The organism is Pseudomonas sp. lyk4-R2A-8, from assembly GCF_030209095.1.
GTDB lineage: Bacteria > Pseudomonadota > Gammaproteobacteria > Pseudomonadales > Pseudomonadaceae > Aquipseudomonas > Aquipseudomonas quebecensis.
The window spans coordinates 96,948-108,424 of record NZ_JARVSS010000032.1; the positions used below are offsets into that span (position 1 = coordinate 96,948).

The following is an 11,477-nucleotide window of genomic DNA, read 5'->3' on the forward strand; positions in this document are numbered from 1 at the left end:
AAAGAAGGGAGGGTGCAGGCACCCTCCCTTTTTTGTTACGGCTTGATCAACCGCGCATCCAGGCTGTTCTGCGCCAGGCGTTTGGCCTGGTCCTGGGTCATGCCCAAGGATTCATACAGCGCGTGGAAGTTTTCGGTGACATAGCCGCCGAAATACGCCGGGTCGTCCGAGTTCACCGTCACTTTCACGCCCCGTTCGAGCATGTCGAGGATGTTGTGCTGGGCCATGTCGTCGAACACGCAGAGCTTGGTGTTGGACAACGGGCACACGGTGAGCGGGATCTGTTCGTCGATAATACGTTGCATCAGGCGCTCGTCTTCGATGGCGCGCACGCCGTGGTCGATACGCTCGATTTTCAGCAGGTCGAGGGCTTCCCAGATGTATTCCGGTGGGCCTTCTTCGCCGGCGTGGGCCACGGTGAGGAAGCCTTCATGCCGTGCGCGATCGAACACGCGCTGGAACTTGCTTGGCGGGTGGCCCATTTCCGAGCTGTCCAGGCCAACGGCCACGAACGCATCGCGGAACGGCAGGGCCTGGTCCAGGGTTTTCTCGGCTTCTGCTTCGCTCAGGTGGCGCAGGAAGCTGAGGATCAAACCGCTGGTGATACCCAATTGCTGTTCGCCATCTTTGAGCGCGGCGGCGATGCCGTTCAGCACCACTTCGAAGGGGATGCCACGATCGGTGTGGGTTTGCGGATCGAAGAATGGCTCGGTGTGGATCACATTCTGGGCTTTGCAACGCAGCAGGTAGGCCCAGGTCAGGTCATAGAAGTCCTGGGAGGTGCGCAGTACATCGGCGCCCTGGTAATACAGGTCGAGAAATTCTTGCAGGTTGTTGAAGGCGTAGGCCTTGCGCAGGGTGTCGACGTCGTTCCACGGCAGCGCGATTTTATTGCGCTCGGCCAGGGCAAACAGCAGCTCAGGCTCCAGCGAGCCCTCCAGGTGCAGGTGCAGTTCGGCCTTGGGCAGGGCGTTGAGCCAATCGTACATGTCTAAATTCTCATCAGGTGCAATCGCCGCATTCTACAGGCCATGGCTGAAATAATCGGCAAAACCTGACCAGCAGGAGAGTATTGGTTTAACTCGCGCAAGGGCGACGTGAACTAAGGTGTAACGAAACGTTAGCGGCGTGGCGCAGTCTGTACCCCATCAATGACTGATTTGCCGCACTAAAAGGCCCGGAATGCTCACATCCCTCAAGCAAGAAAAATTCATGCTGCTGGCGCTGATTGCCGCCATCGCCGCCTATCCGCTGGAGCATTGGATGCTGCACAGCGGGCAAATGGTGGCGTTGCTCGCGGGGTTGGCGTTGATTGCGTTTATCGTGATGGCGTCGATGCGCGTGGCGCACCATGCCGAGCAACTGGCGGAAAAAGTCGGCGACCCCTACGGCACCATGATCCTGACCCTCGCGGCCGTGCTGGTGGAGGTGGTGATCCTGGCGATCATGATGAGTAACGAACCGTCACCGACCCTGGTGCGCGACACCATTTACTCGGCGGTGATGCTCGACATCAACGGCATCCTGGGTCTGGCCGCGCTGATGGGCGGGATCAAACATGGCGAACAGTCCTACAACGACGATTCGGCGCGCACCTACAGTGTGATGATCCTCACTGCCATGGGTGTATCGATGGTCGTGCCGGAATTTATCCCCGAGGGCGACTGGAAAATTTACTCAGCGTTCACCATCGGCGCGATGGTCGTGCTGTACACCTTGTTCCTGAGGATGCAGGTGGGGCCGCACAGTTATTTCTTCAGCTACAGCTACCCGGAAAAACGCCGTAAGAAGTTGCCGACGCAAGAGGAAGCGGCGCCGGTCAGCCTGGCGTTTTCCATTGGTACTTTGGTGTTTGGCGTGGTGGTGATCGGTGCGTTGGCGGAGGTGATGTCCAAGACCCTCGACCTTGGCCTTGAAGGCACCGGCGCGCCGCCGGTGGTGACGGCGATTGTGGTGGCGGCCATTTCGGCAGCGCCGGAAATCCTGACGGCCTTGCGCGCCGCCTTGGCCAACCGAATGCAGTCGGTGGTTAACATCGCGTTGGGCGCCTCGTTGTCGACGGTGATCCTGACTGTGCCGGTGATGGAGGCCATGGCGCTCTACACCGGCCAACCGTTCCAGATGGCAATGACCCCCGTGCAAACCGTGATGGTGTTTATCACGTTGATCGTCAGTGCGATCAACCTCAACGATGGCGAGACGAATGCCATCGAAGGGATGACCCACTTTGTGCTGTTTGCGACCTTTATCATGTTGTCGCTGCTGGGCCTGTAAGCTGCGCCGAACCCCGCAGGCGAGGGGGCTGGATCAGGTTCCGGCGATCAACGCTCGCGCCGCCTGGGTGTGATCGGCGATCAGGCCTTTCAAATCCAGGCCTTCCACCTGTCCGTCGATGACTCGCCATTTTCCGCCGATCATCACCCGGTCCGCTCGGTCGGCGCCGCACAGCAGCAGCGCCGAAATCGGGTCATGGCTGCCGGAAAAGCGCAGCTCGTCGAGCTTGAACAGCGCCAGGTCGGCCTGTTTGCCGACGGCCAATTCGCCGATATCCGTACGGCCCAACAACTGTGCCGAGCCTTTGGTGGCCCAGCCGAGCACGCCTTCGGGGGTGATGTGCTGCGCGCCATAACGCAGGCGCTGGATATACAGGGCTTGGCGCGCCTCGAGGATCATGTTCGACGCATCGTTGGAGGCCGAGCCGTCCACGCCCAGGCCGATCGGCGCACCGGCGGCGATCAGGTCCAGGGTCGGGCAGATGCCCGAGGCCAGGCGCATATTGGAACTTGGGCAATGACAGATCCCGGTGCCGGCCTGCCCCAGGCGTGCAATTTCATCCGGGTTGAAATGAATGCCGTGGGCCAGCCAGGTGCGTGGGCCGAGCCAGCCGACGCTGTCGAGGTAATCCACCGTGCGCAGGCCGAAACGTTGCAGGCAAAAATCTTCTTCGTCGAGGGTTTCGGCCAGGTGAGTGTGCAGGCGCACATCCAGTTGAGTGGCCAGGTCGGCGCTGGCGCGCATGATGTGCGGCGTGACTGAAAACGGCGAGCAAGGTGCCAGGGCAATCTGGATCTGTGCGCCGTCGCCGCGTTGATGGTAGGCGCGGATCAGGCGCTGGCTGTCGTCCAGGATCACCTGTCCTTGTTGCACGGTCTGCTGCGGTGGCAGGCCGCCATCGGCCTCGCCCAGGCTCATGGAGCCGCGGGTGAGCATCGCGCGCATGCCCAGTTCGCGCACGCTGTCCACTTGCACGTCGATAGCGTGTTCCAGGCCGTCGGGGAACAGGTAGTGGTGGTCGGCCGCCGTGGTGCAGCCGGAGAGCAAAAGTTCGGCCAACGCCACTTTCGTGGCCAGGGCGAGCCTTGCCGGGGTCAGCCGCGCCCAGACCGGGTAGAGGGTTTTCAGCCACGGAAACAAGGGCTGATTGACCACGGGCGCCCAGGCGCGGGTGAGGGTCTGGTAGAAGTGATGATGGGTGTTGATCAGACCGGGCAGGACCACATGCTCACCGGCGTCGAACACCTGTGAACAAGGCTGCGCAGGTACTTGGCCGAGCGCCAGCACTTGGGCGATTACGCCGTCTTGCACCACCAGGCCGCCACGGGCATCGAGGCCATTGGCGGTGAAAATCGCGAGGGGGTTTTTTAACCAGATACGGGTCGCAGGCATTGGCCGGCTCCTCTGAATGATGGGTTCAGGTTTGCCAGCTCAGTGTTGCCCTGTCTGCTGATCCAGGGTCGCCGGTGGGGCGAGGCGCTAGATTACGTGGAGTTCGGTTTGTAGGAAAGTGGATTGATTTGTGTGGGAAGGACAACCCCCTCCCACATGTACTTCCTTAATGCTCACCAGGCAATGGTGTCGCCTTTGTAGTCCACGAAGTGATGGCCACCCTTGCCGCTGAAGGCGTTCACTTGATCCACCAGGCCGCGCACGCTGGTGTCGACATCGATGTGTGCGTTTTCGCCGCCCATGTCGGTTTTCACCCAGCCCGGGTGCATTGACAGCACGGTGAGCCGATGGTCGCCCAGTTGGGTGATGAAGCTGTTGGTCATGGAGTTGAGCGCGGCCTTGCTGGCCTTGTACAGCGCCATGTCGGAGCCGTCGGCAATGGTGACGCTGCCCAGCACCGAACTCATGAACGCCAACACGCCACTGTCTTTGCGGATTTGCCCGACAAAACGCTGGGCCAGGTTGATCGGCGCTACGGCGTTGGTGAAGAACAACTTGCCGACTTCGGCGAGGGTGGCGTGGCCGGGTTCCTGGTTATCCGGGCCTTTGACGCCGGCATTGACGAACAGCAGATCGAAGGTGCGGTCCTTGAGCCGCTGATTCAGGGCGATTACGGCTTGCTGATCGTCCATGTCGAGTTTCTCGATCTGCACCGGACCAACGGCTTTCAGCGCATCGGCCTTGTTCGGATCGCGCACGGTGGCGGTCACGTCCCAACCGTCCTGGAGCAGTTGCTTGACCAGGCCGAGGCCCAGCCCACGGGAGGCGCCGATGATCAATGCGGTTTTTGACGTAGACATGAAAGGCTTCCTATGAAATCGCGGTTCAGGGAGTTTCAGCGCACAACAGTAGCAGTTTCAGCGTTGCAGGAGGATGCGGCCACGGCTCAAGTCGGCGAGTTGGGTCTGCAGGGTTTCGATGTGCGCCTCGCCCAGGGCCAGTTGCAGTTCGACGCCATTGGCGGTGAAGGTTTCTTCCACCACCAGCCCGCCCAGTTCGGCCACACGCAGTTTGACCAGATTCAATTCGGAGAAACCGCAGGCACAGGTCAACGGCACGCGGCTGATCAGCTCGATGCGCTCGGCGTTTTGCAAGCATTTATTCGCGCCACCGCCATAGGCACGGGCGAGCCCTCCGGTGCCCAGTTGAATGCCGCCGTACCAACGGATAACCAGCACCGCGACCTGGTCGAAGCCTTGCGCCTCGATGGCGGCCAGGATCGGTCGGCCGGCCGTGCCGCCAGGTTCGCCATCGTCGTTGCTGCGGTACTGATCGCCCAGTTTCCAGGCCCAGCAGTTGTGCGTGGCGTCTTGGACACTGTGCTGCTCGAAAAACGCCTGGGCGTCCTGGGGGCTGGTAATCGGTGCGGCGAGGGTTATAAAGCGGCTTTTGCGTATCTCTTCACGAAACTCGCAAAGGCCGGTGAGCGTGAAAGGCATAGGTTGCTTCGTCTAGAGGGCCGGCTTGATGCCGCAGCCTTTGAGAATGATATGGATCAGGTTGGTGCCGGCGTCGTCCATGTCTTGTTTGGTCAGGCGAGTGCGCCCGGTGACACGGCAGATCTGGGTGGCGAAGTCGGCGTAGTGCTGGGTGCTGCCCCACAGCAGGAAGATCAGGTGGACGGGGTCGACAGGGTCCATTTTGCCGGCGTCGATCCACGCCTGGAACACCGCCGCGCGCCCGCTGAACCAGGCGCGGTAGTCCTGGCTGAAATATTCGGTGAGGCATTCGCCGCCGCTGATGATTTCCATGGCGAAGATCCGCGAGGCCTGGGGCTGGCGGCGTGAAAACTCCATTTTGGTGCGGATATAGCGGGTCAGTGCTTCGGCGGGATCGTCCTCGGCGGTCAGAGCGTTGAAGGTACTGTCCCACAGCTCGAGGATATTGCTGAGCACCGCGATATACAGGCCCAGCTTATTGGTGAAGTAGTAATGCAAGTTAGCCTTGGGCAGCCCGGCGCTGGCAGCAATGGTATTCATGCTGGTGCCCTTGTAACCATGACGCGCGAACTCATCTTCAGCAGCCTGCAGAATCGCTTGTTCGTTCTTTTGCCGAATGCGGCTGGCGGGCTTACCGGCGTGGTTGCTGTGGGCAGGAACTTCGAGGCTCATGGAGATTACCGTGCTGATCGATAGAGACGACGTGTGCACAGATAACCCACCCTCAAGCCCCAGACAAGTCCCGATGCAATAAAACCGTCAAAGTGATTCCAGCGTGTCGCTTTCCACTGCGTGGTTTGCGGCAGCACCGGGGGTTTTGGCTTCCGGCAGCAGCAGGCACAGCACAATCGCAGTCAGGCCGCCGCTGGTGATGGCGGAGTCGAACAGGTTCTGTATCAGTGCGGGCATCAGGTGCAGCAGGTTCGGTTGAGCGGCGATTCCCAGGCCGACGCCGAATGAAGTGGCGATGATCAGCATGCTGCGTCTGTCCAGTGGCGCCTGCGCAAGGATACGCACGCCTGCGGCGGCGACACTGCCGAACATCACCAGGGTCGCGCCGCCCAATACCGGCTTGGGGATTTGCTGCAGCACCGCCCCGATCAGCGGAAACAGACCGAGGCAAAACAGCACTCCACCGATATATAAGCCGACGTAACGGCTGGCGACGCCGGTGAGTTGGATCACGCCGTTGTTCTGCGCGAAGGTGGTGTTGGGAAATGCACTGAAGGTGGCGGCGATCATGCAGCTCACACCGTCGCCCAGCACGCCGCCTTTGAGTCGGCTTATATAGGAGGGGCCGCTGATGGGCTGGCGGGCGATCATGCAATTGGCGGTCAGGTCGCCGACGGTTTCGATGCTGCTGATCAGATAGATCAGTGCAATCGGTAGGAAAGCGCTCCAGTCGAAGTTGAAACCAAACCGAAACGGTATCGGCAAACTGACCAGAGGCAAATTCGGCAGGGACTGAGGCACCAGCTTGCCACTAAACCAGGCCGCCAGACTCCCCAGGGCCAGGCCGATGATGATCGCCGAAAGGCGCACCCACGGCGTGTCCGAGCGATTGAGCAAAATGATCGTCAGCACCACGAACAGCCCCAGCGCCAGATTGGTGGGAGCGCCGAAATCGGCGGCATTGAAGCCGCCGCCCAGGTCGGTAATGCCGACTTTGATCAGGCTGATGCCGATCAGCGTTATCACGATGCCGGTGACCAGCGGTGTGATTACGCGGTGCAACTGGCCAATGAAACGGCTGAGGACGATCTGCACGGCTGCGCCGAAAAAACACACACCGAAGATCATCGCCATGATGTCTTCCGGGCTGCCGCCGCGTTGTTTGACCAGAAAACCGGCTGACAGCACCGCGCCGAGAAACGCAAAACTGGTGCCTTGCAGGCAGATCATTCCGGCGCCAATACCAAATGGCCTACGCGCCTGGATGAATGTGCCTACACCGGACACCATCAAGGCCATGCTGATCAGGTAGGGCAAATGTGCAGTAAGGCCGAGGGTGGAGCCGATGATCAGCGGCGGGGTAATGATTCCGACAAACGCGGCCAACACATGTTGCAGAGCGGCCAAGAGGGCGGCGGCGGGTTTCGGGCGATCGTTGAGGCCGTAGATCAGATCGCTGGGGGTGGAAGATTCAGGTGGCATGGCGGGCAAACTCTAGGCGGACGGTTCCAGGTCCTGATGCCCTTGCAAAAAGCTGTCCAGCTGCTCAACTTTTGTGCCTGGGCCTGAATTAGCGCGTTGCGGCCAGGCTATCGAGAAAGCTTTCCAGCACCAAATGAGGGCGACGGCCCTTGCGCGTGACCGATGCCAGGCTCAAATCGTAAAAACGTGTAGTCGGTTTCAGCGCGCGCAGTCGGCCTTGTTGCACCCAGAGGCCGGCGTAGTGATCGGGCAAATAGCCGATGTAGCGACCGGTGAGGATCAGGAATGCCATGCCTTCGCGGTCCGAGGCGCTGGCGGTGCAATTGAGCGCCTGATAGCGGGCCTGGATGTCCGCGGGCAGGCGGAAGGTCGGGGCAATGGCGTCCTGGCTGTCGATGCGTGCGTCGTCCAGCGCCTTGTCGTCGGCATAGAACAGCGGATGACCCACCGCGCAGTAGAGCAGCGAACGTTCACTGTAGAGCGGCTGGTATTCCAGGCCGGACAGAGCGCTGGCCTGAGGCACGACGCCCACATGCAGGCGGCCATCGAGTACGCCTTGTTCCACTTCGTTGGGCGCGATCATGCGGATTTGTATCTGCACGTCCGGCCCGCGTTCTTTCAATTGTGCCAAGGCATGTGTAATGCGCATGTGGGGCAGGGTGACGAGGTTGTCGGTCAGACCGATGATCAACTCGCCACGCAAATGCTGGTGCAAGCCATTGACCTCGGTGCGAAAACTCTCCAGCGCGCTCAACAATTGCAGGGCGCACTGGTACACCTCGCGACCTTCTTCGGTGAGTGAGAACCCCGCGCGGCCACGTTGGCAAAGTCTTAGACCCAGTCGCTGTTCGAGATCGCTCATTTGTTGGCTGATGGCCGAGCGCCCGATGCCGAGCACGGTTTCGGCGGCAGAGAACCCGCCGCATTCCACCACGCTGCGGAAGATGCGCAATAAACGAATATCGAAGTCGCTGACTTGGGCCAGGGGGTCGGGACGACGAATGCTCATAGTTTAGTGACGCCCTGACTGAAGGTTAGAAGAGTTGAATTTCACCGACTTTATCGTCGTGTCAATTTAGCTGCAAGAACGCTTTTCAATCCCGACGCTGCCTTTTGCCCTGCGAGGTTTTGCTGATGAACATGCCCGAAAACGCCCCTTCGTCCCTGGCCAGCCAACTGAAATTGGATGCGCATTGGATGCCGTACACCGCCAACCGCAATTTTCAGCGCGATCCACGTTTGATCGTCGCGGCCGAGGGCAGTTGGCTGACGGATGACAAAGGGCGCAAGGTTTATGACTCGCTGTCGGGTCTTTGGACCTGTGGCGCCGGGCACACGCGCAAGGAAATCCAGGAGGCGGTGGCCAGGCAGTTGGGCACCTTGGACTACTCGCCTGGCTTTCAGTACGGTCATCCGCTGTCCTTCCAACTGGCGGAAAAGATCACCGACCTGACACCCGGCAACCTTAATCATGTGTTCTTCACTGACTCCGGTTCTGAGTGCGCCGACACCGCGGTGAAAATGGTGCGTGCGTACTGGCGCCTCAAAGGTCAGGCCACCAAGACCAAGATGATTGGTCGTGCGCGTGGCTATCACGGTGTAAACATCGCCGGCACCAGCCTCGGTGGTGTAAACGGCAACCGAAAGCTGTTTGGTCAGGGGCTGATGGATGTGGATCACCTGCCCCACACCTTGCTGGCGAGCAATGCGTTTTCTCGAGGCATGCCGGAGCAGGGTGGCATCGCCTTGGCCGATGAGCTGCTCAAGTTGATCGAACTGCATGATGCGTCGAATATCGCCGCGGTGTTTGTCGAGCCGATGGCGGGTTCGGCGGGCGTGCTGGTGCCGCCGCAGGGCTATCTTAAGCGTCTGCGTGAGATTTGCGACCAGCACAACATCCTGTTGGTGTTTGATGAGGTGATCACCGGTTTCGGTCGCACGGGTTCGATGTTCGGCGCCGACAGCTTCGGGGTGACGCCGGATTTGATGTGCATCGCCAAGCAGGTCACTAACGGCGCGATCCCGATGGGGGCGGTAATTGCCAGCAGCGAGATCTATCACACCTTCATGAACCAGGCGACGCCGGAGTATGCGGTGGAATTCCCGCATGGCTACACCTACTCGGCGCACCCGGTTGCCTGTGCGGCGGGTCTGGCCGCTTTGGACCTGCTGCAGAAGGAAAATCTGGTGCAGAGCGTCGCCGAAGTGGCTCCGCACTTTGAGAATGCACTGCACGGTTTGAAGGGCAGCAAGAATGTGATCGATATTCGCAACTATGGCCTGGCGGGTGCGATCCAGATCGCCCCGCGTGACGGTGACGCCATCGTGCGCCCATTTGAGGCCGGCATGGCCCTGTGGAAAGCCGGGTTTTATGTGCGTTTTGGCGGGGACACCCTGCAGTTCGGACCAACCTTCAACAGTAAGCCGCAGGATCTGGATCGCCTGTTCGATGCGGTCGGCGACGTGCTGAACAAAATCGACTGATTTTTCCTTCTATATAGAACACTTTTTCAGGAGCCCTGCATGAGCCTTATCCAGCACTTGATCAACGGCGAGTTGGTCAACGACAACGGTCGCAGTGCCGACGTATACAACCCGTCCACCGGTCAGGTGATTCACCAAGTGCCTTTGGCCAGTCGTGAAACCATCCAGCGTGCCATCGACGCTGCCAAGGCGGCGTTCCCGGCTTGGCGTAATACACCGGCGGCCAAGCGCGCCCAGGTGATGTTTCGTTTCAAGCAGTTGCTGGAACAGAACGAGGCCCGTATCTCGCAATTGATCAGCGAGGAACATGGCAAGACGTTGGAAGATGCCGCCGGTGAGCTCAAGCGCGGGATCGAGAACGTGGAGTACGCGTGCTCGGCGCCGGAGATTCTCAAGGGGGAATACAGCCGTAACGTTGGTCCGAACATTGATGCGTGGTCGGACTTTCAGCCGTTGGGCGTGGTGGCGGGTATCACGCCGTTCAACTTCCCCGCGATGGTGCCTCTGTGGATGTACCCGCTGGCGATCGTCTGCGGCAACTGTTTCATTCTCAAGCCTTCGGAGCGCGATCCAAGCTCGACGCTGCTGATCGCGCAACTGTTGCAGGAAGCCGGTCTGCCTAGAGGCGTCCTCAGCGTGGTACACGGAGACAAGGGGGCGGTGGATGCGTTGATCGAGGCGCCTGAAGTTAAAGCGCTGAGCTTTGTAGGGTCGACGCCGATTGCCGAGTACATCTATTGCGAAGCGACCAAGCGCGGCAAACGCGTACAGGCGCTGGGCGGAGCGAAGAACCACGCGGTGTTGATGCCTGACGCGGATCTGGATAATGCGGTCAGTGCTTTGATGGGCGCTGCCTATGGTTCCTGCGGTGAGCGTTGCATGGCGATTTCGGTCGCGGTGTGCGTGGGTGACCAGGTCGCCGATGCACTCATTGCCAAGCTGGTGCCGCAGGTCAAGGCTTTGAAGATTGGTGCGGGCACCTCCTGCGGCCTGGATATGGGGCCATTGGTCACTGGTCAGGCGCGGGACAAGGTCAGCGGCTATATAGAAGACGGTGTGGCAGCCGGGGCTGAGTTGGTGGTCGATGGCCGCGGGCTAAGTGTTGCCGGGCATGAACAGGGATTTTTCCTGGGCGGCAGCCTGTTTGATCGCGTGACCCCTGAGATGCGTATCTATAAAGAAGAGATTTTTGGGCCGGTGCTGTGCGTGGTACGGGTGGACAGCCTGGAAGCGGCGATGCAGCTGATCAATGATCACGAGTACGGCAATGGCACCTGTATCTTCACCCGCGATGGTGAGGCGGCGCGTCTGTTCTGTGACGAAATCGAAGTGGGCATGGTGGGTGTGAACGTTCCATTGCCGGTGCCGGTGGCCTATCACAGCTTTGGTGGCTGGAAGCGCTCATTGTTTGGCGACTTGCATGCGTATGGGCCCGATGGTGTGCGTTTTTACACTCGTCGCAAGGCGATTACCCAGCGTTGGCCGCAGCGGGCCAGTCATGAAGCGTCGCAGTTTGCTTTCCCCAGCCTGTAAGACGCTGTAGCGAAAAGCCGGTTCGTAGGACCGGCTTTTGTGTTTTTGGGTGCATTTAGGTCGATATGACAGAATTGTGAAAATAGGGGTTGACGGCAGATTCCAGAAGTCTATAATTCGCCCCACTTCCGGCGCAGTCGA

General features: G+C 60.0%; 10 protein-coding genes. 3 read left to right on the forward strand and 7 right to left on the reverse strand.

The genetic code is table 11. From position 1 onward, the window contains the following. Positions 1-35: 35 nt before the first annotated feature. Positions 36-989, reverse strand: a complete 954-nt coding sequence (locus tag QRN10_RS23220) for an adenosine deaminase (RefSeq protein ID WP_181080841.1) — start codon at positions 987-989, stop codon at positions 36-38. Between the two features lie 193 nt (positions 990-1,182). On the opposite strand from QRN10_RS23220, the gene QRN10_RS23225 reads away from it, so the two are divergent. Further along, positions 1,183-2,274, forward strand: coding sequence for a calcium:cation antiporter (locus QRN10_RS23225; protein ID WP_181080840.1), 1,092 nt, complete (start codon positions 1,183-1,185; stop codon positions 2,272-2,274). Between the two features lie 33 nt (positions 2,275-2,307). Here QRN10_RS23225 and QRN10_RS23230 read toward each other — a convergent pair whose 3' ends face one another. The 6 genes from QRN10_RS23230 to QRN10_RS23255 form a co-directional block, all read right to left on the reverse strand. Then, positions 2,308-3,666, reverse strand: coding sequence for an 8-oxoguanine deaminase (locus tag QRN10_RS23230; protein WP_285429242.1), 1,359 nt, complete (start codon positions 3,664-3,666; stop codon positions 2,308-2,310). A gap of 173 nt (positions 3,667-3,839) precedes the next feature. Then, complete coding sequence (locus QRN10_RS23235) at positions 3,840-4,526, reverse strand: SDR family oxidoreductase (RefSeq protein WP_181080838.1); 687 nt, start codon at positions 4,524-4,526, stop codon at positions 3,840-3,842. Between the two features lie 57 nt (positions 4,527-4,583). Next, positions 4,584-5,165: an IMPACT family protein gene (locus QRN10_RS23240; RefSeq protein ID WP_285429243.1), complete on the reverse strand. Its 582-nt coding sequence runs from the start codon at positions 5,163-5,165 to the stop codon at positions 4,584-4,586. 12 nt (positions 5,166-5,177) lie between these two features. Further along, positions 5,178-5,837 carry a TetR/AcrR family transcriptional regulator gene (locus QRN10_RS23245; RefSeq protein ID WP_181080836.1) on the reverse strand — a complete coding sequence of 220 codons (660 nt, stop codon included), beginning with the start codon at positions 5,835-5,837 and terminating at the stop codon, positions 5,178-5,180. Positions 5,838-5,924: 87 nt separating this feature from the next. Continuing rightward, complete coding sequence (locus tag QRN10_RS23250) at positions 5,925-7,319, reverse strand: uracil-xanthine permease family protein (RefSeq protein ID WP_181080835.1); 1,395 nt, start codon at positions 7,317-7,319, stop codon at positions 5,925-5,927. An 88-nt stretch (positions 7,320-7,407) separates the two neighbouring features. Then, complete coding sequence (locus tag QRN10_RS23255; RefSeq protein ID WP_181080834.1) at positions 7,408-8,328, reverse strand: LysR family transcriptional regulator; 921 nt, start codon at positions 8,326-8,328, stop codon at positions 7,408-7,410. A 125-nt stretch (positions 8,329-8,453) separates the two neighbouring features. Between QRN10_RS23255 and aptA the strand changes: the two genes are divergently transcribed. Together aptA and QRN10_RS23265 are read left to right on the forward strand one after the other, a co-directional pair. Further along, positions 8,454-9,803, forward strand: a complete 1,350-nt coding sequence (gene aptA / locus QRN10_RS23260) for an omega-aminotransferase AptA (protein ID WP_253510318.1) — start codon at positions 8,454-8,456, stop codon at positions 9,801-9,803. A 39-nt stretch (positions 9,804-9,842) separates the two neighbouring features. Next, positions 9,843-11,336, forward strand: a complete 1,494-nt coding sequence (locus QRN10_RS23265; protein ID WP_181080832.1) for a CoA-acylating methylmalonate-semialdehyde dehydrogenase — start codon at positions 9,843-9,845, stop codon at positions 11,334-11,336. Positions 11,337-11,477 lie beyond the last annotated feature (141 nt).

Coding starts and splice junctions, on each gene's coding strand:
- QRN10_RS23220 (WP_181080841.1), bottom strand. CDS start 989: ATGTACGATTGGCTCAACGCCCTGCCCAAGGCCGAACTGCACCTGCAC.
- QRN10_RS23225 (WP_181080840.1), top strand. CDS start 1,183: ATGCTCACATCCCTCAAGCAAGAAAAATTCATGCTGCTGGCGCTGATT.
- QRN10_RS23230 (WP_285429242.1), bottom strand. CDS start 3,666: ATGCCTGCGACCCGTATCTGGTTAAAAAACCCCCTCGCGATTTTCACC.
- QRN10_RS23235 (WP_181080838.1), bottom strand. CDS start 4,526: ATGTCTACGTCAAAAACCGCATTGATCATCGGCGCCTCCCGTGGGCTG.
- QRN10_RS23240 (WP_285429243.1), bottom strand. CDS start 5,165: ATGCCTTTCACGCTCACCGGCCTTTGCGAGTTTCGTGAAGAGATACGC.
- QRN10_RS23245 (WP_181080836.1), bottom strand. CDS start 5,837: ATGAGCCTCGAAGTTCCTGCCCACAGCAACCACGCCGGTAAGCCCGCC.
- QRN10_RS23250 (WP_181080835.1), bottom strand. CDS start 7,319: ATGCCACCTGAATCTTCCACCCCCAGCGATCTGATCTACGGCCTCAAC.
- QRN10_RS23255 (WP_181080834.1), bottom strand. CDS start 8,328: ATGAGCATTCGTCGTCCCGACCCCCTGGCCCAAGTCAGCGACTTCGAT.
- aptA (WP_253510318.1), top strand. CDS start 8,454: ATGAACATGCCCGAAAACGCCCCTTCGTCCCTGGCCAGCCAACTGAAA.
- QRN10_RS23265 (WP_181080832.1), top strand. CDS start 9,843: ATGAGCCTTATCCAGCACTTGATCAACGGCGAGTTGGTCAACGACAAC.